The sequence below is a fragment of the Gracilibacillus timonensis genome, from assembly GCF_900086715.1.
GTDB classification, from domain to species: domain Bacteria; phylum Bacillota; class Bacilli; order Bacillales; family Amphibacillaceae; genus Gracilibacillus; species Gracilibacillus timonensis.
In genome coordinates this window covers 2,149,182-2,169,112 of sequence record NZ_FLKH01000012.1, presented here as the reverse complement: position 1 = coordinate 2,169,112, position 19,931 = coordinate 2,149,182, and the positions used below count along the sequence as shown (strand labels likewise).

At 39.2% G+C, this 19,931-nt stretch carries 26 protein-coding genes and 1 pseudogene; 15 read left to right on the top strand and 12 right to left on the bottom strand.

What is annotated here, in order from left to right:
- The first annotated feature begins 32 nt into the window (after positions 1 to 32).
- On the top strand, positions 33 to 218 hold the full coding sequence (locus tag BN6556_RS21205; protein ID WP_066196152.1) for a hypothetical protein: 186 nt from the start codon (positions 33 to 35) through the stop codon (positions 216 to 218).
- A 65-nt stretch (positions 219 to 283) separates the two neighbouring features.
- Here BN6556_RS21205 and BN6556_RS21200 read toward each other — a convergent pair whose 3' ends face one another.
- Complete coding sequence (locus BN6556_RS21200) at positions 284 to 1,192, bottom strand: polyprenyl synthetase family protein (protein ID WP_066196148.1); 909 nt, start codon at positions 1,190 to 1,192, stop codon at positions 284 to 286.
- A gap of 382 nt (positions 1,193 to 1,574) precedes the next feature.
- Here BN6556_RS21200 and BN6556_RS21195 point away from each other — a divergent pair, with 382 nt between their 5' ends.
- The 7 genes from BN6556_RS21195 to BN6556_RS21170 all read left to right on the top strand — a co-directional run bounded on the left by BN6556_RS21195 (position 1,575) and on the right by BN6556_RS21170 (position 6,542).
- On the top strand, positions 1,575 to 2,270 hold the full coding sequence (locus BN6556_RS21195; RefSeq protein ID WP_066196143.1) for a DUF6060 domain-containing protein: 696 nt from the start codon (positions 1,575 to 1,577) through the stop codon (positions 2,268 to 2,270).
- Between the two features lie 623 nt (positions 2,271 to 2,893).
- Complete coding sequence (locus tag BN6556_RS21190; RefSeq protein WP_066196140.1) at positions 2,894 to 3,355, top strand: hypothetical protein; 462 nt, start codon at positions 2,894 to 2,896, stop codon at positions 3,353 to 3,355.
- 1,009 nt (positions 3,356 to 4,364) lie between these two features.
- Positions 4,365 to 4,739 (top strand): hypothetical protein, encoded by a 375-nt coding sequence (locus BN6556_RS21180; protein WP_066196134.1) that lies wholly within the window; start codon positions 4,365 to 4,367, stop codon positions 4,737 to 4,739.
- A 45-nt stretch (positions 4,740 to 4,784) separates the two neighbouring features.
- Positions 4,785 to 4,955 (top strand): hypothetical protein, encoded by a 171-nt coding sequence (locus BN6556_RS22235; RefSeq protein ID WP_161485738.1) that lies wholly within the window; start codon positions 4,785 to 4,787, stop codon positions 4,953 to 4,955.
- 482 nt (positions 4,956 to 5,437) lie between these two features.
- A complete protein-coding gene (locus BN6556_RS22230; RefSeq protein ID WP_161485737.1) occupies positions 5,438 to 5,578 on the top strand; it encodes a hypothetical protein in 141 nt (46 codons plus the stop codon).
- Between the two features lie 47 nt (positions 5,579 to 5,625).
- Positions 5,626 to 6,105: a nucleotidyltransferase family protein gene (locus BN6556_RS21175; RefSeq protein ID WP_066196131.1), complete on the top strand. Its 480-nt coding sequence runs from the start codon at positions 5,626 to 5,628 to the stop codon at positions 6,103 to 6,105.
- Between the two features lie 188 nt (positions 6,106 to 6,293).
- Positions 6,294 to 6,542: a hypothetical protein gene (locus tag BN6556_RS21170; RefSeq protein ID WP_066196126.1), complete on the top strand. Its 249-nt coding sequence runs from the start codon at positions 6,294 to 6,296 to the stop codon at positions 6,540 to 6,542.
- A 92-nt stretch (positions 6,543 to 6,634) separates the two neighbouring features.
- On the opposite strand, the gene BN6556_RS21165 is transcribed toward BN6556_RS21170, so the two are convergent.
- The 4 genes from BN6556_RS21165 to BN6556_RS22340 form a co-directional block, all read right to left on the bottom strand.
- A complete protein-coding gene (locus BN6556_RS21165; RefSeq protein WP_066196123.1) occupies positions 6,635 to 6,868 on the bottom strand; it encodes a hypothetical protein in 234 nt (77 codons plus the stop codon).
- A complete protein-coding gene (locus BN6556_RS21160) occupies positions 6,865 to 7,395 on the bottom strand; it encodes an RNA polymerase sigma factor (RefSeq protein WP_392388606.1) in 531 nt (176 codons plus the stop codon). The genes BN6556_RS21165 and BN6556_RS21160 overlap by 4 nt, the downstream gene beginning before the upstream one ends.
- Entirely contained in the window at positions 7,343 to 7,714 is a 372-nt protein-coding gene (locus BN6556_RS21155; protein ID WP_066196119.1) for a hypothetical protein, read from the bottom strand. The genes BN6556_RS21160 and BN6556_RS21155 overlap by 53 nt, the downstream gene beginning before the upstream one ends.
- Positions 7,715 to 8,057: 343 nt before the next feature.
- A complete protein-coding gene (locus tag BN6556_RS22340; protein WP_162840592.1) occupies positions 8,058 to 8,198 on the bottom strand; it encodes a ribbon-helix-helix domain-containing protein in 141 nt (46 codons plus the stop codon).
- Positions 8,199 to 8,281: 83 nt separating this feature from the next.
- Here BN6556_RS22340 and tnpB point away from each other — a divergent pair.
- From tnpB to BN6556_RS21125, 5 genes and pseudogenes are all read left to right on the top strand, one after another.
- Positions 8,282 to 9,402: pseudogene (gene tnpB, locus BN6556_RS21145) on the top strand (IS200/IS605 family element RNA-guided endonuclease TnpB).
- A gap of 130 nt (positions 9,403 to 9,532) precedes the next feature.
- The gene (locus tag BN6556_RS21140) at positions 9,533 to 9,772 is read left to right on the top strand and encodes a hypothetical protein (protein ID WP_066196113.1); all 240 of its coding nucleotides are present in this window, start codon (positions 9,533 to 9,535) and stop codon (positions 9,770 to 9,772) included.
- Positions 9,773 to 9,801: 29 nt separating this feature from the next.
- Positions 9,802 to 9,987, top strand: a complete 186-nt coding sequence (locus BN6556_RS21135) for a hypothetical protein (RefSeq protein WP_066196110.1) — start codon at positions 9,802 to 9,804, stop codon at positions 9,985 to 9,987.
- A 227-nt stretch (positions 9,988 to 10,214) separates the two neighbouring features.
- Complete coding sequence (locus BN6556_RS22410; RefSeq protein WP_066196107.1) at positions 10,215 to 10,469, top strand: ribbon-helix-helix domain-containing protein; 255 nt, start codon at positions 10,215 to 10,217, stop codon at positions 10,467 to 10,469.
- Complete coding sequence (locus tag BN6556_RS21125; RefSeq protein ID WP_066196105.1) at positions 10,456 to 10,866, top strand: type II toxin-antitoxin system VapC family toxin; 411 nt, start codon at positions 10,456 to 10,458, stop codon at positions 10,864 to 10,866. Before BN6556_RS22410 ends, BN6556_RS21125 begins: the two co-directional genes overlap by 14 nt.
- Positions 10,867 to 11,070: 204 nt before the next feature.
- Here BN6556_RS21125 and BN6556_RS21120 read toward each other — a convergent pair whose 3' ends face one another.
- From BN6556_RS21120 to BN6556_RS21095, 6 genes are all read right to left on the bottom strand, one after another.
- Complete coding sequence (locus tag BN6556_RS21120; protein WP_066196103.1) at positions 11,071 to 12,003, bottom strand: prenyltransferase; 933 nt, start codon at positions 12,001 to 12,003, stop codon at positions 11,071 to 11,073.
- Between the two features lie 18 nt (positions 12,004 to 12,021).
- Positions 12,022 to 12,864: an aldo/keto reductase gene (locus BN6556_RS21115; RefSeq protein ID WP_066196100.1), complete on the bottom strand. Its 843-nt coding sequence runs from the start codon at positions 12,862 to 12,864 to the stop codon at positions 12,022 to 12,024.
- Positions 12,865 to 12,944: 80 nt separating this feature from the next.
- Positions 12,945 to 13,463, bottom strand: coding sequence for a helix-turn-helix domain-containing protein (locus BN6556_RS21800; protein WP_078060212.1), 519 nt, complete (start codon positions 13,461 to 13,463; stop codon positions 12,945 to 12,947).
- 87 nt (positions 13,464 to 13,550) lie between these two features.
- Positions 13,551 to 14,054, bottom strand: coding sequence for a GNAT family N-acetyltransferase (locus tag BN6556_RS21105; protein WP_066196099.1), 504 nt, complete (start codon positions 14,052 to 14,054; stop codon positions 13,551 to 13,553).
- A gap of 53 nt (positions 14,055 to 14,107) precedes the next feature.
- Positions 14,108 to 14,593 carry an anaerobic ribonucleoside-triphosphate reductase activating protein gene (gene nrdG, locus BN6556_RS21100; protein ID WP_066196097.1) on the bottom strand — a complete coding sequence of 162 codons (486 nt, stop codon included), beginning with the start codon at positions 14,591 to 14,593 and terminating at the stop codon, positions 14,108 to 14,110.
- Positions 14,593 to 16,467, bottom strand: a complete 1,875-nt coding sequence (locus tag BN6556_RS21095; protein ID WP_066196092.1) for an anaerobic ribonucleoside triphosphate reductase — start codon at positions 16,465 to 16,467, stop codon at positions 14,593 to 14,595. Before BN6556_RS21095 ends, nrdG begins: the two co-directional genes overlap by 1 nt.
- Before the next feature lie 456 nt (positions 16,468 to 16,923).
- On the opposite strand from BN6556_RS21095, the gene BN6556_RS21090 reads away from it, so the two are divergent.
- Together BN6556_RS21090 and BN6556_RS21085 are read left to right on the top strand one after the other, a co-directional pair.
- Positions 16,924 to 17,226 carry a helix-turn-helix domain-containing protein gene (locus tag BN6556_RS21090; protein WP_066187788.1) on the top strand — a complete coding sequence of 101 codons (303 nt, stop codon included), beginning with the start codon at positions 16,924 to 16,926 and terminating at the stop codon, positions 17,224 to 17,226.
- Positions 17,223 to 18,140 carry an IS3 family transposase gene (locus BN6556_RS21085; protein WP_066187785.1) on the top strand — a complete coding sequence of 306 codons (918 nt, stop codon included), beginning with the start codon at positions 17,223 to 17,225 and terminating at the stop codon, positions 18,138 to 18,140. The genes BN6556_RS21090 and BN6556_RS21085 overlap by 4 nt, the downstream gene beginning before the upstream one ends.
- 483 nt (positions 18,141 to 18,623) lie before the next feature.
- Here BN6556_RS21085 and BN6556_RS21080 read toward each other — a convergent pair whose 3' ends face one another.
- The gene (locus BN6556_RS21080) at positions 18,624 to 19,796 is read right to left on the bottom strand and encodes an IS256 family transposase (RefSeq protein WP_066190544.1); all 1,173 of its coding nucleotides are present in this window, start codon (positions 19,794 to 19,796) and stop codon (positions 18,624 to 18,626) included.
- Between the last annotated feature and the right edge of the window lie 135 nt (positions 19,797 to 19,931).

Sequence of the window (19,931 nt, the reverse complement as noted above, 5' to 3'; positions counted from 1 at the left end):
TTTTATCCTTAAGTAGAAAGGAGGTAGATTAAATGATTATGGAACTAGTTCACGAAAAGTTAGATAAAAAGTCATCCAGTCTTAACCTATGGAAAAATGTTAATAATCACAATATCAAAGTGAATTTAGAGCTGACGACAGAAGATTGTAAATTTATTGAAAATGTCGTAACAGTTGAAAAAAACAACAGTGAACCCACTCCTAACCTTTGGTCTTAAAATAATTACGCTTTCGAAAAGGGGTGCAATGATTGTACTCCTCTTAACAATGCTCATGTATACATTCATCCATTCTCCGCAACCGTTGCAATCTGTAATAATCGCTCTTCCTGTATTGATGATAAACCCAGTTGCTCCACTGCTTGATGAAACTTACGGATAAACACTTTTTCCACAACAGTACAATAGAGCAATGCGTCTTCATTCATCAAATCCCGATGAACGATAGAAACATCCTGATTGGATGAACTGTTTAGGTAATAATCCTGAATCACTGTATATGCCTGATTGTCAGTATTCAAGTAATATAGAATCGGTAAGGTTCTTTTCTTATGTAATAGATCATTTTTGCTGAATCCTTCCTCCATATCGTTCACATCATTTCGCAATTGAAAAATGACGCCTAAATAATTGGCGTACGCTTTTATCTTTTCACTAATGGATTCTTCGATATGCCCTGCACCAAGTAGACATGCTATAGCGATTAATGAACCCGATTTCAAAAAGCACATATGGAAATAATCATCTTCAGTGAGTAGTTCATTCTGCAAGTCTATCTGTTGCCCATTAATCGATTGCAAAAGAAGCTGATAAATGTCTGCCTGCGGTTGACCTCTGCCAAATTCTGACACTTCTTGTAAACAAATAAGGATGATTCCTACAACTATATTGAAATTATAGCTATCTTCTACTTGAGACCAAGGTACATTCTCATGGGCATCTTGATCCTGAATGTCATCCATAATATCTCCCGCCAGTATAAGCAGTTCAACGATGGTCAATACTTTTACTTTTTCCTGCTGATCTTGATTTGTTCGAAAAATATCATAATGAATACCTGCTATTCTTGCAAATTCCAGCGATTCAGCAAATTTGTAGGTAACATAACGATTGGCTAAGACCTTCATACTATCTTCTGAAAAGCCTCTATCAATAATCACCTTTGCCATCTCTTGTAATGGTTCTTTATCCATTTATACCACCTAATATCTACCATAACATATATTAGGTCTTTTGCACACCTTATTCTGAGAAAAATACCCAATAACTAGATTTCTTTCTTGTGGAAATGACAATTTCTTGCTTTTTTGCGGTTTTTACGTCAGGATTGCGGTTTTCCGACAAGTAAAAATGGGTGTTGGGTTGTGGTTACAAAGGCATATATTTATGTTAGGCTTTTAGTAAGGTTGATGGGCCCTCAATCTTGTTATTACTTTTTGGGATTATCTGCACAGGTTATGATTTAATATTAGACAAATGCTTAAAGTATAATTGTTTGTCTAAAAAGTTTTATGGTGGTAGAAAAATTTTAATGGATTATGTTTGAAAGATCATTTTTGAAAGGAGTTCCTAAAAATGAAAAAAGTTTTATTTACTATTGTATTACTATTGTCTTTCTCAGTACTTTTTTCGCAACAAGTATTTGGTTCCGAAACAGACCGTTTTGTTATTGAAAATGATTATGTGTTAGATACAGAAACAGGAGACAAGTATATTGATGGAGTACAAGTTACTAATGGTAATTCAAACAACTTATCTCTCGAAGAACTTAAGCAATTATTTGAAGAACAGGAAAAAGAAAAGAATATTGATGAAAATAGAAAAGAGATCGTTAAAAATGAAGAGATTTCTCCTAATGCACTCCCATTTGTCTATGTATTTAATCAAACAGGAACATTGAATAGAATCGGGAGTAGTAAAAAAGTAAGCGCAGATTTAGCATGTCCTTCCAGTGGATCTGATTGTTCCATATCAGTTAGTAAGGGGTGGAGTATTTCAGAATCTTTCAGTTTAAACTATGGGCATCCAGTAATAAGAGCAGGAGCATCTTTTTCCTGGAACAAATCAGTTACTAGAAGTACAAGTTACAATATGACAATACCTTCTGGAAAGAATGGTCATGTTAGATTCTTTCCATATCTCAACAGAACTTATGGTTATGTAAAAACATATAATGGAAACACAGTAATAAGTAATAGGTATGTTTATGCAGATTCACCGAAAAAAACTGCTAACGGACAACCGGATGGTACATTCTTTGTACAATTTTAATCAAAGAAAAAATTCTTAAATTTAGGTTAATAATCTCAAAAAAGATATATTTATATACAACAACTTGCCAAACCCTTATAATAAAGTGCTTCATTAACAATTTTAGGTTAAAAATGGCAAGTTGTTGCCTTTATTATTGAGCATACTACAGACTGCAAGTACTATTGTTAATAAATATCATTATCATCAAATGACAAATATTTCAATAATACTGTATCTAATACGTTACAATATATGGTTCCTCGCTATTTGATGTTGAAAACATAACCAAAAGATAGAACTGTAGTCGGTTTGACATGGAGCATCTCCATATAAAACCTCCCAAACTCTCTTCCGCTCCGATACTAAATAGCGAGGAAGCTTAACTCTTAGTGGATGCTTAAAAAGTTTGATGAAAAACAAGAAATTCAATTTGTTGTGGACCTGAGCAATTTCTATTAGTAATATTCTACCTAAGGATGTTTATTTTAGTTTGTAATATGAAAGACTCTCAGAACTGGTTACATAATGAATCACCAATTATTAGTAATATTTCACAATTATAATACATAGATCATAATATCATATTAATATTTATAATACTTGATAATCGCATTCCGAAAATTCAAAAAATAGGTGATGATATGAAAAAGACTATTTTATTTTCGCTCATTTTATTTCTGTTACTAAATGGTTGTACAACAGAGGAAAACAACGAAAAAACTTATCAGACGCAACAAGCCGCTATTCATAATATTTTTAACCAATATCAAATTAGTGGTTTCATAGTACTGATCCACACAACTGATGATCAGCAACTCTTTTTCGCTGAAAATAATGAGACCTTTTTTGCAGGTGACATAAAAGAGCAAGAAGAGGGATTTGTTCCCCGCAAACTAACGGCTAATATCGCATTAAATAACACTACTGGTGCAACATTCGAGATTCCTATAGAAGAACAAGACTACCTACTCATTATAACTTCCGATACAAAGAAGGGGAGTTTCTCTGTGCCAAATTCTGATTATTACTTTGATCTTGTGACAGAAGAAAATCATCACAGTGTTGTCGATGATTTTAGTGTTATCTATAAAGATTCCTTATGATAGAGGGAAAAGGATATTGAACATGAAAAAATTACAGTTTGGTACTGGCATACTCCTTTTTTCAATCCTATTTCAGTTATGTAGCTATGGAATGGATTTCGTATCACTTACTATTGGAGTTATTGGATTAGTGTTTGTTATATATGGGTACCTAAGTAAATCAGAGTAAGACATAAGGTAGCTCTCAGCACACTGATGACCTTGCATCACTCGTTTTTCTGGGAAGCTATTAATGAACCTTATTGATCAGCGGAATTCTTTTCCATAAGACAACTTACTATCTTTATAAAACGCCAGTAACATTCCACGAGAATCCTGGCGTTCTTTTTTCCGAAGATAAAGTATTTCGGTTTTCCGAAAAAAGCACATAAATTTTGCGGAGAATACCCTACAAAGATGTGATATGATTTAATGGGGACTGCAAAACAAAGAAAAACATTTATGCAACATAAAAACATCCATTTTCTTTGCCTTGGAACTTGGATGGCTCATGTAGTGTCCAAACGATTATTCCAAAAAAGCAATCTAGTACATAAAGTTCGGCAAAAGGAGTGAGTATGTTGCGTATGCAAAATAGACTCCTTTTTATCATTGGTTTGATTCTACTTATCGTAATTGTCGCTTTACCATTCTTTTTTTATGTGAGTTCGGGGTATATATTTATTTTATTCATTCTTTGCGGCTTGTCCATTAGAGTCAGCTTCAACAAAACTCATGATAGAGGTGAAAGACATGAGCACCCACAGCCGAACAGGAGAATTCATGTTACTACGAATAGTCTAAATAGCTTTATTTGCAGAACACTTCCTATCAAGATATATCGATTATCATTGGTTATTCAACATTTTTATTACCGTCCCAGTGGTTTACATATTAATCAAGAGCTACGCATATCCATCCAAAAAAAGACCAAGAAGAACCAAAAGAAAGATAAGATACTAGCTAATGCTAAAAGCTCTCTATAAGAAGCCTGGCCAAGCGAAAAACAGGAAAATGAGGTAATGTTATCATGTCTAATAAATTCTTAACAAACGTGATGAGCTTATGGTTTCCAATACTCATTGCTGTATCGTCCATTTATTTTTTGTCCCAAAAACTGTACATATTTGTTTTCGGATTGATCTTACTCGGTATTACGATGGACGACAACACGCTGATTGGGAAACCAAAGGACCAAAAAGCTGATGAAAATCACCCGCTGTTGGAGCGAAAAGCCCATGATCTAACCCTTCGATTGATCTATTCTCTGCTTATTATATTTATTGTCATTCATTATTTCTTTATCCAACTGGAAGCGGGGTTTGTCTTAGCGCTATTGCTGCTTATGATATATAGCTCATCCATGATCGGAACATTCTATTTACGCATGACCTCTTCTGCTTGAAGTTTGCCGTTATTTTTTCCTGACAAAAGAAACGGAGTTGCTTACATGAAAACGAAAGTATATGTTGTTTTAGTCATTATTTTGGTTTTAAATGGGCTTCGTTATTTAGAGGAATACATCACAGATACAGCTAATTGGTATTATGGCGTTATGCTGGCTTTAAATCTGCTGGCGATTTGCTTGGTGGTATTCAGCAGGAAAAATCAAAACCCTTGAATCAGAATGCAAGAGCATTGCACGAGGTTGACTGTAGCGCTGAAGGAGGTTAACACATGGGTAAAAACAAGGTAGCGCTTATTTGGCTTATTATTGCTATTATATTGCTAAGTATAGGCTTTTTGACCAAGTGATATTTGAACATGCAGCCTGTCGTTTCTATTTTAGTTTAACAGAGCCAAAAAAAGGGTATACTAATGTTAGAAATTGAATAAATTAAAAAAGAGCAAAGGCGTTTGCGCACCTTAAGTCCTACAATAGCCTTGTTCCCTACAAGGGGGCTGGCACAATTTCAGAGTATTTCCACCCTATTAATGAGCCGAGAACTCAAGGGTGGATTTTATTTTTTATGGTTTTTAAGCTATTGTCCTATGATTATACCATTTTCTAAGCTGTTAAATCGACCTAGAACGAAATTACTTTTGATTTACAGGTAACTACTTAATTGCAGAATTAGCCAAGGCTTTGAAGGCCCAGATTTGATGGATGAATTTCGGAGGGCAAAAGCTAAGGTCAGACCAGTAGTAGAACAATTAATGGAAGAAGCAGTTCTGGCAGCGGAAAACCTAAATAACGATGACGATGATCAGACAGAAACTCTATTCGGTGATGTAAGGGAGTGACTACCCTTGTTACTCATTAAAGGTCTCAAAAACAGGAGAAGATGAAAATGAACACCTTATTTAAAGAATTTTTATCCATTGCCAAGCATTTAAATAATGAATTCGGAATAAGTCCGCTATTATACGGTTCACTCGGCTTAGGAATGATAACTAATATCGATTTTAAGTCAAAGGATATTGATATATTAATTCCTCATAACTATTTAAATGAAGATTGGAATAAACTAAAACAAGCAATCGAAAATTTGGGATATTACTTAGAAGACGTGAACGAGCATGAATTCTGCAATGGGAAACATAAAATTGGTTTTTCCTATATAGAAGATTTAACTGAATTTGCACAAATCAATATAGATGAAATAGAAGAAAAACGACAGGAAAACATAACATATAAAGTATTGAATCTCGAGCAATATGACAGGGTTTATCAAAGATCTGCGCAAGATGGTTATCGAGTACATTATCGAAATAAAAAAGATGGCGAAAAGCTGAAAATAATCAAACAGTTAAGGGAATCCAGGTCCTAATCTTCACCCTTAGGAAAGACCCAATGTTTTCTGAGGATTTTCCGCCATTGTTGCGGTTTTCCACAATCTACTATTTAGGGGACACGAATGTATATTTTTGTGTTACACTTTTCATAAGATTTTGTTATATAAAAAGCGATCCATATGATGAGAATTTGCTTTCTATCATGACTAAAGGTGGTGCATACATGCCTCGGGAGAAGAAGTTTAAAATCATCTCATGGTCTTGTTTCTTAGCTTGTGTTTTGTTATGGGTACCCAATCTGGTTTTTCAAATAGGTGCAGGGTTTTGGATGCTAACGTATGTGATAGGTCCTATTGGTATTACCTTTGGGATACTCAATAAAAGTGCCTTATTAATTGTTTTAAATGCGGTGATGAGTGTCAGCTTTTTTCTAGTGATGTTTATTGGCAGTCTTGTGGAGGCTTACTTATAATCTATGGTGAGACAAATCCGGCTTGGTTATAAAAATGCCTAGCCGGATTTTATGGTTTACCTGAGAGCATTTGTGAGGTTATCCTAAGCAGCTCAAAATAAAAAAATGGGTGTAAAAAACACAATAAGTACCACGATTAATGGCATAACGGTAAGACGTGTGAAGGAATCCCCCTTGATCCTACATAGTTCTACGGGATTCTGTGCCGGGGCATAAATCCAATTCGCTAGTCGTCCCCACTTATCTTTTTGTGTAATGTCTGGTACTTCTACGTGAAATTCATCTAACTTGTCTCGAAGTTCATGAGGAATCTCTCTTTTACTCATTCGCTTACCTCCAATACTATTTTTAATTTCCCTAGCGACGTATGCAGCCTGGACTTCACGGTACCTATTGGAATAGCAAGAATTTCTGAAATATCCTTTTGAGTCATATCGTGATAGTAGGTTAATATAATGACAGCCCTTTGCTCGTCGGGAAGTTGTCGTATAGCTGCCTGGACAGTTAGCTTATCCTCATGTGAGAAAGTGTGTCTTTGTGATTCTGCGTATAGAAAAGGCAATATTTTTTCTAATCGCTGGCGCCTTTTGAGCCGATTGATCATAAGCTGATAAGCCATACGAAATAAGTAGGTCTTGATACTGGATTTCTCCTCGTCAAATTGTTTCTGATATTTTTCAAACCGAATAAAGGTATCCTGCACCAGATCTAAGCAAAGCTGTTCATCCTGACAGTAGCGGTAAACAAAGTGATAAATAGGCGTTTTGTATGTCATAAACAATTTTTCCATGTCCATCTCGTTAGTTGAATTCATCAGACCACCGCTCTTTGATGCCTTTAAATACATAAGCAATCCGGGTTGTGAACCAGACAAAAGTGATTAGGGAAAACACAAACGTTTGATGGATAAAGAATTGTATCCAAGGACTGTCAATATTGTCACCACGAAGTAGAAAGATAAAAAGGCCTAATATGCATAAAAAGGTATACACCGCTGCTGCGACAATAACATAATCCCATCTCGTCCATTGAAAGTAAATGTCCGATTTGTGAAAGTCGATATCCCCCCTCTTATCCCGCACCACTTTCTTATTCATCGTTAGGATCAAGGTTGCAAATGTCGTTCCCAGAATAACTGCTACGATCGTACTGATTAGCCAGCCTAAAGCCATATCTCACCATCTCCTTTTTTTCTTTTCACTAACTTATACAGCTGGATAGAAGAAATGGTTCATTTTATTTTATGGAATTTTTTTAAAAGGGTGGATGAGAAGCTGCTCATGAATACATGTCGATTTTCCGAAAAAAAGCGCCAACATTTTGTGGAACATACTATTCCAAATTATGTTATGATGAAGCTAGCTATGTTACATTTCCGTTTCGCAAAAGTTAACACTATTCTATTTTATCGAAAATAGGCAAGAAAACCTCCATCTTCAAGGAATGTGAAGGGCGTTAGCTCAATGAGTAAGTGGGGGATGAATCGCCTTCGGATAGGGTGTGGCTTATGCCACGTTAACTATCCGACTTATCGAGTGCATATTGAATGAGATATATAATAGCTTGGGTACGAGTTGTAAAACCCTTCTTTTCTTTAAACGCATCAATACGCTTCAACAATTCTTTTGGATAACGCATATTTAATACTTGTGACATTGTGAATCCTCCTTGTGGATTAAAATGATACACGATATAATGGTTGTATATCATAATAATACATAAAAAGGAGATGAAAATCAATGATAGTCAACAAAGCATATCAATTTCGTATCTATCCAAAAAAAAACAAGAAGTTCTAATTGCTAAAACAATCGGATGTTCACGTTTTGTTTTTAATCATTTCTTAGCTAAGTGGAAGGACACATACAAAGAGACTGGCAAAGGCTTAACATACAACGCTTGTTCTGCTCAATTAACACAACTAAAGAAAGAGTTAGTCTGGTTAAAAGAAGTGGATAGTATAGCTGTTCAATCCTCCCTTAAAAACCTTGCCGATTCATACACTCGTTTCTTCAAAAAACAAAACAAAGCACCACGGTTCAAGTCTAAAAGGAATAAGGTTCAATCTTACACAACTAAGCATACAAACGGTAATATTGCCATTGTGGACAACAAAATCAAGCTACCTAAACTCGGATTTGTTCGTTTTGCTAAAAGTCGTGAAGCGAATGGTCGTATTCTCCATGCGACTGTTAGACGTAACCCGAGTGGAAAACATTTTGTATCTATTCTTGTTGAAACCGAAGTACAACCATTAGAAAAGACAGATGCTTCTGTTGGTGTTGATTTAGGACTAAAGGATTTCGCTATTCTTTCCACTGGTGAAGTATTTCCCAATCCAAAATGGTTACGCAAACTAGAAGAAAAATTAGCAAACGCACAGCGTATACTTTCAAGACGCATTAAAGGTTCTTCCAATTGGCATAAACAACGAATGAAGGTTGCACGTATTCATGAAAGGATACAAAATTCCCGTAAGGACTACTTGCACAAAATCTCTACTAAAATCATCAAAAACCACGATGTAATCGGTATGGAGGATTTGCAAGTGTCAATTATGCTCAAGAACGACAAATTAGCAAAAGCAATCAGTGAAATATCTTGGTCACAATTTCGTACCATGTTGGAGTACAAAGCCAAATGGTATGGAAAACAGGTTGTAATCGTTGCTAAAAACTTCCCTTCCAGTCAACTTTGCTCTTGTTGTGGTCATAAAAACAAAGACGTTAAAAATCTCGCACTGCGTGAATGGGATTGCCCTTCTTGTGGAACTTATCACGATAGAGATATTAACGCAAGCACAAATCTTAAAAATGAAGCGATAAGACTTCTAACCGTCGGTGCGACGGGGTTAGCCTAATCAATAATCGGTGGTTACACTGATGTTCTTAGGAATCCCCCACTTCCATTAGGCCGTAAGGTCGAATAAGTGGCGGGTAGTTCAATATAGTGCAGTTTATCGTAAAACTTAAAGAGAAAGGAGAAATCCTGTGTTTAAGAAAATATATGTTGTAGTGCTCGCCTCATTCATACTGCTATTCAGTCTGATTGCCTTGATCCTTCCAATTAACGATAAGCTATTTAACCTAGTGATCGGTACTACCGCCATTTTCCTTTTAACTGGATGTATACTTGATCAATTCCAGAAGAACAACAAAACAAATGGTTATTTATTTTCAGCACTGCTTATCCTCATTTTTATCTCATATATATTTAAAGAACTTGTCTAGAACGATCATAAAGAATGGAGGTGATTGCGATGGATTATACCGTGGTTAGCACATTAGCAAGCCTGGTGATGGTGTTCAGTTTAGTTTATCTTATTGTCTACCTTCGAAAGGGGCAGCAAGGCCGGAAAAAAGAGCGAAAATACAGGATTATTTTTTCATCCGTTCTTATTATCTTATGTATTGCGGTACAGGTTTTTGTGTGGCAAATAGCGTAAGGAATATGGCGTCATTCAGTTAAGGTTCTTTTGGAAGCGGTTGAAAAACGGGCCACTGTTCGCAAGGCGTAGGTTAGGCATATGCGTGGTTATACTCATAAAAGAGAATGGATCAAGCAGATTTTAAACTTCTTTCTGAAATTTTTTTAATTTTTTTGAGAATCGATATACTCTCTTGATTATCCTACACACCTCATATATAATAAGTGTGTAGGAGGTGCGATTCCATGAAAAGAAAACAATTTCATATGACAAATGAAGATGAAAAGCTCTTAAAGGAATTGGCTCAAACGAAAGGATTGTCCGAAGCGGAAATTGTGAGAGAATCTGTTCGGGAGTATGCTGTAAACAATCTGCAGAAAAAAAATCCGTTATTGGAAATGGCAGAGGAAGCGGAGCGATATACGGTCAACTCCAAAGGGGATTTGTCAGTGAATCACGATTTCTATTTACAGGAGATAGATGAAAATGAAAAAAAATAGATGCTTTATGGATACCAGTGCATTCCTTGCATTAAATGATAGCACTGATCAATATCATGCAGCGTCGCGTAAAATGGCAGCAATCTTACAAGACCATGAGCTCGTTATCTCGGATGCTGTTTTGACAGAGACCTATAACCTTTTAAGATATCGTTCAGGCTTCCACATGGCGCGTTACTTCCTTGAAACAGTGTTAGCCGGATCTCCGTTTGTATTTGCGGACATCACCATGGCTACCAGAAAGACCACCTTACAAATTCTCGAAAAATATAGCGACCAGAAAATTTCCTATTGTGATGCGTTAAGTGTTGCGATTATGCAAGAACAGCAAATCCAACATATTTTTGCTTTTGATCATCATTTTGAAATAATGGGAGCTCAACTTATTCGGGTATAAAAGGTTGTTTCTAATAAAAGAGATACAACCTAGCGGATTTTAAATCTATTTCTGAAAAAAAGAAAAAAGATGTAAGAGAAGTTGGATCGATACTTATCTGTGGCTATACTAATAAAAGAGAATCGATCAAGCAGATTTTAAACCTATTTCTAAAATTTTTTTAATTTTTTTGAGATCGGGTGAGTAGACATCATCCTAACCTCATTACCCACTAAAAAAACCTAACCATAACGCCGTAGCCATCGCAAGTACAAGCAATTGTTTCTCATTTTTGGTGAGCTCCTCGATATCGTCTATATCCGTTTGTTGAACGATTCGGATAGCATACAACAGGATCAGGACCGCGCCGATTGCTGCAATAGGGCGCGTAAAAGCAATCCAGACACAGAGCGATCCAACTATCAGAAAATAAAGAATCGCAGGGAAGATCGCCCATTTGGAACCAAAACGATCGATCGCCCAGACGACAGATGTTCGCTTCATCGGTTTTGCCTGACGATCTGCTTCTCGATCAGGGATATGATGAAACATAACCCACGCCATACACCAAACCGCATTGACGAGCGCGTTTTGCCAAGCCCATACCGGAAGATGGTCTAAAATCACCCACGACATAGCGATACCCAGCAGCAACATCGCCGGGAATAAGCTGAGCCATTCACCGGCAAAAGGGAGATAAGAAAGCTGCAATGGACGCATCGAGTAAGAGACGGCTCCCCATACTCCAACCAATGTTAAAATAGCAAATTCACGATAATCGAACACAGCAAAAAGAAAGGATGCCAGTAGCAAAACCAGACTCAACCAAAGCCCTAACTGCTTTAACATAGTGATCGGCAACGTATTGGTTTGAATCACACGGCTTCCTCCCGATAATATACCGGGACTAACCTGATCGGTTCCCGATTGATGATCGGCAATATCATTAAGCGCATGGGTTAAGCCACCGTGAATGACAATGGCACCGATAAGCAGTAGCATAAAGGTACTCCCGACAGAAAACCATGACAAGGAGTAATGCATCATCAATGGCAAGGTAGCAGACAACAGTGCTGCTACACTGGAAAAGATGACGGCTACCAAGCGTAAAAGCATACCGATTCCTTTGAAACTGCGTATCGCTTGAACGGGAGTCATGACAAACCTCCTTTTTGCTTAGATAATATCCAAGGGCTGCTTACTTGTTGGTTCTGGAAAAGCCTTATCCAGCAGTTTTAATTCCTCATCACTGAGTTGAATCGCTGCTGCGTCGATATTTGCTTGCATATGTTTGACATCACTGGATTGGGGAATGGCTAATACCTGATTATGCCGAATCACCCAAGCCAGCATCACTTGAAACACGGTGACGCCATGCTGTTTCGCGATTTGTTGCAGTACCTCTTTTTTATGAACCGGCACCCCGCGTTTATCACCTTGTGCGATTGGCGAATAAGCAATCATTGGGAGCGATTGCTTGGCTTGTAACGGCAGCAAATCATACTCCATTCCTCGGCTTCCTACATGGTAGAGGACTTGATTGGCCGCACAATTCCGTCCTCCCTCTATACGCCACATGTCCTCGATATCCTCTGCGTCAAAATTAGACACGCCCCAGGAGCGAATCTTGCCTTGCTGCACATAGTTCTCCAAGTCTTGAATCGTTTGTTCCAATGGCGTACTACTCTTCCAATGCAAGAGATACATATCTAGGTGATCGGTTCCCAGACGTTGCAAGGAATGCTCAAGTGCGCGTCCAAGACTTGGATCCTTGGCGTGGTGAGGATAGAACTTCGAGATTAAGAAAATCTGCTCCCGGTCCAAATCTTGAATCGCCTCACCAACTAAGCGCTCAGCATTCCCATCTCCGTACATTTCTGCAGTATCGATGACTTCCATGCCATTTGCCAAACCATAACGAATGGCTTCTATTTCCTGCTTCCGATGGGCAGGATAGTCCCCCATATGCCACGTTCCCATACCAATAGGGAAACGATCTTTATGTAGTAATTGCACCATGCTGACACATCCCTTTCGCCTTGTCTGATTATTCTTTCGTATACCCTTAGCCGAGCAACATTAAACGAAGGAAGACCCCTCTAAAACAACCATTTCACTACAAGGAAAATGAAAACGGTAACAAATACATGAATCATAATAAATACAGCATATCCTTGATTAAACTTTTTATCTGGATTCATACGGTAATATTTCAGCACTAAGTACTCGCTGGAAAAACAAGACATATTAACGATAAATAGAAAAAGCAACGTTACCAATACCGGGTTTTCAGCAGATAAAAAACTGGTCGAAAAAAGCATCATGGTTAGGATAAGGTGTGTGTAAGAAAAACGGTAATCCTTAAATGTAATAGGCCTTTGCTCCGTTTGACGATTTATACTTATGCTTTCCTCTACCGATTTTTCTAGAGTAATGATTTCTTGCACATCACAGGAAAACATGTCTGCCAATTTGAGCAGGTTATTGGTGGATGGTTCTGACTGCCCCATTTCCCATTTGGATACTGCCTGCCGACTAACCTCTAGCTGTTCGGCTACATATTCTTGGGACAGCTTTAAGGATTTTCTTTTCTTTCTTATATTGGATCCAAGTGACATTCTTTATTCCCCTTTCCCTTTTGTCACTCTTATCATAATCATTTCGCCGGTTGCAGACCACCAACTAATCCGCAACTATTGGTTGCATCAGGGATTTGTTTCTGTTTGTATCTCTTTATAAAAGGATAGGATATCAACATACTGCTCATCTTTTTGTCGAAATCCACCAGGGATGACACCTAACTCGGCAAACCCTAATTTCTGGTATAAATGAATGGCCCCCTGATTCGAAGCGACCACGGCATTGAATTGCAAAATCCGGAAACCAAACGCGCCAGCAACCTGTAGCGAATCAACGACTAGCTTTTCACCGATATGCTTCCCTCTCTGTCCGAATTTGACACCATACGAGGCATTGGCAATATGGTCGCAGCGTCCGACATTATTGGGGTGTAGAATATAAAGTCCCAATATCTCCCCTTTTTCTTCGGCAACGCCTGTATAGGATTGTTCTGCAAAAAAAGACGCAGCGGCCTCCATCGTCAATAGATCCTCTTGTGGAAAGGCAATTCCCTCTTCAACAATATCATTCCATATCGTGCTCATTTCCAATAAATCATGTCTAGTATACTCCCTTATATGTATCGTCATTTCTATCAGGCCTCCTCCTTTTATTTTAACAAGCTAAACGACGAAAAACCAGACTACTGTAATAGCCTGGCTGTATCATTATACGCGTTCATATCAATAATCCGCTGATTGCGACTGCCGCGAAAGGCCAAGGTTAGATCCCGTTCCTCCATACGAAAAGGACCATCCACCAACACGTCCACATATTGCAGTAATGCTAATTGATCTGGATTTTTATTTTCCAATAATTGTTCGATCGTCCAGCCGGTATATGCCCAAATATGTTTGCCGTGTGCCTTTAGCTGTTTGGCGATCCTGGCGGCTACCTTTGCTTGAAAAAAAGGATCACCGCCGCTCAGAGTAATGTCGGTTAAAGGATTAAGCGCCTCGCCAACCACCTGCTCCACCGACATCTCTTTCCCATTTCGAATATTCCATGACCTCGGATTATGACAGCCCGGGCAAAAATGGGGACACCCTGCGAAAAAAATGACCGTGCGCATTCCCTTGCCATCGACTACAGAATCATGATAAATAGATAAAATCCGAGCAGTATCCATTAGCGATGTTTCACCCGATCCTGCTCCTCAGACGCCTTGGCCGTATTCCATTTGTCCATGGTTCCAACTAGATAGCCAGTAATTCGACGAATCCGATCAAATTGCCTTTCATCGGTAGTGTGGCAGCTTGGGCATTCATTATCAATCATCCCAGTATAGCCGCAATCCTTGCAACGATCAACTGGGTGATTAATACTGCCATAGCCAATCCCGCTTTCAGCCATTGTTTTGACCAAGGTATCCATCGCTTGCAGATTTTTGCTCATATCGCCATCCGCTTCAATATACGTGATATGACCGGCATTGGTATACGCATGATAAACGGCTTCACGCCGGATTTTTTCGATAGCTCGGATCGGATAATAGACCGGAATATGGAATGAATTGGTATAATAATCTCTATCCGTCACCCCTGAAATATTGCCAAATGTCTCGCGATCCTGTCTGGTAAAACGTCCGCTTAGTCCTTCAGCAGGAGTTGCAATCAACGAATAATTTAAATCATACGCTTCCGCCGCTTGATCACATTTTTGGCGTAAAAAGGCGACAATTTTTTCACCCAATGCCTGTGCCTGATTCGATTCACCGTGATGCTTACCGATAAGAGCTACGAGACATTCGGCCAAACCAATAAATCCAACACTGAGACTGCCCTGCTTCAGCACTTCAGCTAAATTATCCTCTGGCTTTAGCTTGGCACTCCCTGTCCAAACCCCTTGACCATGTAAAAAAGTGAAATTATTCACATATTTAGCTGCTTGGAATCGATAACGATCATATAACTGACGAATCACCAGATCCGTATAGTGATCTAAACTATCGATAAAATCGGCATAGGTTTGCGTAGTGAGGGCTATTTTTACCAGATTGATGCTCGTAAACGATAAATTCCCGCGGCCAACGCTATTTTCTTCACCATGACGATTGCCCATAATTCGAGTCCGGCAGCCCATATATGCTACCTCTGTAGCCGGATTCCCTGCTTCGTAGTATGGTAAGTTAAAAGGGGCATCCATAAAACTAAAATTAGGAAAAAGTCGCTTGGCCGTCGTTTCCAATCCTAGCTGATACAAGTCATAGTTCGGATCATTCGAGTAAAAGTTAATCCCTTTTTTCATTTTAAAAATCTGAATTGGAAAAATCGGTGTTTCCCCTTTGCCCAGCCCCGCTTGGGTAGCCAATAATAGGTTCTTAATAATCATGCGTCCTTCTTTGCTTGTATCTGTCCCATAATTGATCGAGGTAAAAGGTACTTGACCACCGCTACGAGAATGGAGACTGTTCAAATTATGAATAAACGCTTCACAAGCTTGATAGCATTCCGTATCCGTCTCCTGCCAAGCCAGCTCTTCCAAGGCCGATTCGGTTAGCGGGAGCTGATAGTGCTGTAATCGAGTTAATCGCTTTTGATACGATTTTTGGACAAATGGGGCCAAATCATAATCAAAGGCTTGAAAACTCTGCCCGCCATGCTGCTGGTTCTGATTGCTTTGAAAGACGATCGCTGCTAGCGCCATCGCACTCATAATGGTTTGCGGTGAGCGCATATAGCCGTGCCCTGTATTAAATCCTTGAGATAATAATTGACCTAGTGGTATCTGGCAGCAGGTGACTGTTCCCGTCGGCATGTAATCCAAATCGTGAATATGAATATAGTTGTCTGCCATCGCTTGATGAGCTTCGTCGCTCAGCAAGTGTTGTTTGGCATAATACTTGGCACTTTCGTTGGCGAATTTATTCATCTGCCCACATGGAGATCGCCCGTCTACATTAGCATTTTCCTGCAGCAAATCCTGATTGGCACTTGCTACAATCTCTTGAAACGTCTGCATTAACTTTTCACTGTCATGGGTAGGTGCTACTTGTGATTCCATCATTCTTCCTCCTCGATTTTCGCGTTCACGTAACTATATGTAGTGTTTTTTATTAAAATATCACTATATATAGTTTAATCGTAAATCACTGGGATAAGAAATTCAAATGGACATTTTATGACTTTTTGGAGTTATGAACAGATCATCATCCTTTAACTCTTGGTTAGATCGAGTCTTATGGACAAAGCGGGGCGGTTTTATCTGTTTGATCGATTCATTCTTACGGACAGTATTTCGTGATTTAGTGATTTTTTTGTCTGTTAGATTCATTCTTACGGACTGTATTTCGTGATTTGGTGTTTTTTTGTCTGTTAGATTCATTCTTACGGACAGTATTTCGTGATTCGGCGGTTTTTTGTCCGTTAGATTCATTGATATTGTATTAGTAGAGTAGACAAGTTCGAGACATGTCCACTATAATAGGGAATTTAATCAACAGGAGAGTGGGCGGAACAGATGAGAACTTATAGTTATGAATTGAAGAAAGAAGTAGTGGGGAAATATTTTGAAGGACATGCCATTCGAGACTTAGTACAAACATATGATATTAGTGATGGAAGAGTGGCTAGACGTTGGGTACAAAGAGTTCGAGAGGGAGGTTATGAAGCGCTTACAAACAAGAAGCAACCTAGTGACAAACAAAGGAAAAACCTGGAGACAAAAGCGAAAAAGAAAGAGCTAACTAAAGACGAAAAACTCGAGCGTCAGGCGCTCCAGATTGAATTATTAAAAAAGCTTTTGGAGTTGGAAAGGGGGTGAGAGAACAGAAAGAGCTACAGTTTGCTTTTATTGAAGCCAATGCCAAGGATTATCCGGTGACGGACTTAGTGGAGCTAACCGATGTATCGAGGGCAGGTTATTATAAGTGGAAAAACCGTGGAGGCGGCAGTATGCAAGCGAATCAAGATGAACAATTGTATAGCTACTTATGGAAGTTGCATCAGGAGCATCGTGGGACACTGGGGAGAAAACGAATGAAAATAGCTCTGAAGGAAACCTATGATATTCAGGCGGGAGAAATGCGTGTAGCTCGTATCATGCGACAATATGGCTTGCGTTGTAAGATTCGACAAAAGCGCTATGTGAAACGTCATGACAGCCATCATAAAGTAGCGAATATCTTGGATCGTAACTTTCATGCGGAAAAGCCAGGATGCAAATTTGCCATTGACATCACCTACTTGCCTGTCCAACAAGGGGTTAATAAATTTCTTTATTTATGCGCCATTAAGGACCTGTTTCATGATGAGGTGGTAGCTCATGCCGTGGGACCTCGTCAAGACATGGCATTGGTCTATGAGGCTTTAGAGGGCTTAAAAGAAAAAACGTTTGTGAAAGGCGCCATCCTACATAGTGATCAAGGCACACAATTCACAAACGCTGGTTATCAAATGCGTGTCCAAGAGATGGGTCTCACACCATCCATGTCCCGCAGAGGCAACTGCTGGGATAACGCATGTATTGAAAACTTCTTCAGTCACGCAAAATGTGAAATGGCCTGTTTCTTTGAAGACGCAAAGACAGCATCTGAAGTGCAATACGCGATAACCGAGTACATTCACTATTACAATCATAAACGAATCCACACCAAATTACAAACAAATCCTGTGCACTTTATCGAGCGATGGGAGGGTCAATGGGGCACAAGAGGAACAGCGAAAGCCACAGCGTAGCTGCTTGTCCTTGCCAGCTATGCCTCTTCTTAGCGATTCGCTGTGTTGGGACCCGGGACCCGACCAGCGAGAGCTTAGAAGAGATGGGTCATGGTACGCTGCATGCGCGAATCGACAGCCCTTAAAGGCTTTATTTTTCCCGATTCGACATGCCTACCTCACCACGACCCCAAATAGCTGGCAAGGATGGCGGATAAACGGCCTACGTATCATCAGGGTAAGAAAAAATGACGGACAATTTCGTTTGTCTACTTGACAGATGCATGTGCACATTCTTACGGACAACATTTTGTGATTCGGCGGTTTTTTGTCCGTTAGATTCGTTCTTACGGACAAAGTTCAGCGATTCATCAGTCAAGTCCATATTATTGTGTAAAATACATTTACATGTTTTTATCCGGTTAGGGTATGGTGAATGTGTGGAGGAAGGAGGGGGTACCCCCTCCTTCCTCCACACATTTTCGCGCCGACGCTGGCGGGCTTTTAGGTACCTTTCAAGTATATTCGATTGCCTCGGTCTAATTGTTCTTCGATATCCATGAGGACGGCCCCAATTAACCGAAAAGCGGATTGAGTGTTAGGAAATATGCGAATCACTCGTTCTCTTCTTCGGACTTCTCCATTGATTCTTTCCACATTGTTGGTGGTCCGTAACTGCACGTGATAATCAACGGGTTCGTTCATAAATTGAACCGCATCATCAAATCCTTCTTCTAACAATTCTCCTACTTTCGTAAATCTTGGCTGATCTTCATACGCCTTCAAAAACTGATCTTTTAACGCTCGCGCTTCCTCTACACTGCTCGCGTTAAATACACGTTTGATCCATCTCTTGGCCTCCTCTCTCCCTTTTTTCGGCAAGGTATCGAACAGATTCCGTTTGAAATGGACCGTGCAACGCTGCCAACTCGTACCAATGAACCGTTGTTGAATGGCTTGTTTTAACCCTTCATGGGCATCCGAAATAACCAGTTTGGGCGACTGGAGACCTCTCGATTGTAAACTTTCCAAGAAACGGCTCCAGCTTTCCTTCGACTCGGCATGCTGAACTGTCATCCCGATGATTTCCCGTTTCTTTTCTTCGTTGACCCCTACCGCAATATACACCGCTTTAGAGACCACTTTATGATGCTCTCTTACCTTGATATACATGGCATCGGTATAGATATAGGGATAATACTTCACATTCAACGGGCGATTGGCCCATTCCATGACCAGGGGATCCAATTTCTTGGTGATATTCGATACCATGGATTTAGACACCCCTTCTCCACAGAGCGCTTCCATGATATTGGTGACCTTTCGAGTAGATACCCCGTTCACCACCATTTCCAGCATCGATAAGACCAAGGATTGATCGGAGCGTGTATATTTTTCAAACAAGGATGGGGAAAATTCCCCTTTCCTCGTTCGGGGAACATGTAATTTTAAGGTTCCCACAGGTACTTTATAATCGCGCTCATAGTAACCGTTGCGATAGTCCTTACGCCCTTCGGTTCTTTCGTAAGATGCTGCCTCTAGGTAGTCATCCCGTTCTTTCTCCATGAACGAATTCAGCACAATCACTAACGCTGATTTCATCACATCTTCTAAATCCGATCCTAATACTTTTTCTTTTAATTCTTCAAAATTCAGTTTAAAATGGATATGGGTCATCGTTCATTTCTCCTTTATAAGTTTTTAGTGGGATAAAAACATTATAACAGGAAATGAACGAGGCCTTTTCCTTTTTACACAATTATATGGGCTTAATCGATTCATCAATTTTTTGTCTGTTAGATTCATTCTTAC

Bases quoted from the DNA above. Each gene is read 5' to 3' on its own strand.
- BN6556_RS21200 (WP_066196148.1), bottom strand. From the start codon at position 1,192: ATGGATAAAGAACCATTACAAGAGATGGCAAAGGTGATTATTGATAGA.
- BN6556_RS21115 (WP_066196100.1), bottom strand. From the start codon at position 12,864: ATGGTGCAATTACTACATAAAGATCGTTTCCCTATTGGTATGGGAACG.
- BN6556_RS21090 (WP_066187788.1), top strand. From the start codon at position 16,924: ATGAGAACTTATAGTTATGAATTGAAGAAAGAAGTAGTGGGGAAATAT.
- nrdG (WP_066196097.1), bottom strand. From the start codon at position 14,593: ATGGATACTGCTCGGATTTTATCTATTTATCATGATTCTGTAGTCGAT.
- BN6556_RS21120 (WP_066196103.1), bottom strand. From the start codon at position 12,003: ATGACTCCCGTTCAAGCGATACGCAGTTTCAAAGGAATCGGTATGCTT.
- BN6556_RS21155 (WP_066196119.1), bottom strand. From the start codon at position 7,714: ATGGCTTTAGGCTGGCTAATCAGTACGATCGTAGCAGTTATTCTGGGA.
- BN6556_RS21080 (WP_066190544.1), bottom strand. From the start codon at position 19,796: ATGACCCATATCCATTTTAAACTGAATTTTGAAGAATTAAAAGAAAAA.
- BN6556_RS21095 (WP_066196092.1), bottom strand. From the start codon at position 16,467: ATGGAATCACAAGTAGCACCTACCCATGACAGTGAAAAGTTAATGCAG.
- BN6556_RS22235 (WP_161485738.1), top strand. From the start codon at position 4,785: ATGAAAACGAAAGTATATGTTGTTTTAGTCATTATTTTGGTTTTAAAT.
- BN6556_RS21125 (WP_066196105.1), top strand. From the start codon at position 10,456: ATGAAAAAAAATAGATGCTTTATGGATACCAGTGCATTCCTTGCATTA.
- BN6556_RS21205 (WP_066196152.1), top strand. From the start codon at position 33: ATGATTATGGAACTAGTTCACGAAAAGTTAGATAAAAAGTCATCCAGT.
- BN6556_RS22230 (WP_161485737.1), top strand. From the start codon at position 5,438: ATGGATGAATTTCGGAGGGCAAAAGCTAAGGTCAGACCAGTAGTAGAA.
- BN6556_RS22340 (WP_162840592.1), bottom strand. From the start codon at position 8,198: ATGTCACAAGTATTAAATATGCGTTATCCAAAAGAATTGTTGAAGCGT.
- BN6556_RS21190 (WP_066196140.1), top strand. From the start codon at position 2,894: ATGAAAAAGACTATTTTATTTTCGCTCATTTTATTTCTGTTACTAAAT.
- BN6556_RS21135 (WP_066196110.1), top strand. From the start codon at position 9,802: ATGGATTATACCGTGGTTAGCACATTAGCAAGCCTGGTGATGGTGTTC.
- BN6556_RS22410 (WP_066196107.1), top strand. From the start codon at position 10,215: ATGAAAAGAAAACAATTTCATATGACAAATGAAGATGAAAAGCTCTTA.
- BN6556_RS21180 (WP_066196134.1), top strand. From the start codon at position 4,365: ATGTCTAATAAATTCTTAACAAACGTGATGAGCTTATGGTTTCCAATA.
- BN6556_RS21165 (WP_066196123.1), bottom strand. From the start codon at position 6,868: ATGAGTAAAAGAGAGATTCCTCATGAACTTCGAGACAAGTTAGATGAA.
- BN6556_RS21105 (WP_066196099.1), bottom strand. From the start codon at position 14,054: ATGACGATACATATAAGGGAGTATACTAGACATGATTTATTGGAAATG.
- BN6556_RS21195 (WP_066196143.1), top strand. From the start codon at position 1,575: ATGAAAAAAGTTTTATTTACTATTGTATTACTATTGTCTTTCTCAGTA.
- BN6556_RS21800 (WP_078060212.1), bottom strand. From the start codon at position 13,463: ATGTCACTTGGATCCAATATAAGAAAGAAAAGAAAATCCTTAAAGCTG.
- BN6556_RS21175 (WP_066196131.1), top strand. From the start codon at position 5,626: ATGAACACCTTATTTAAAGAATTTTTATCCATTGCCAAGCATTTAAAT.
- BN6556_RS21170 (WP_066196126.1), top strand. From the start codon at position 6,294: ATGCCTCGGGAGAAGAAGTTTAAAATCATCTCATGGTCTTGTTTCTTA.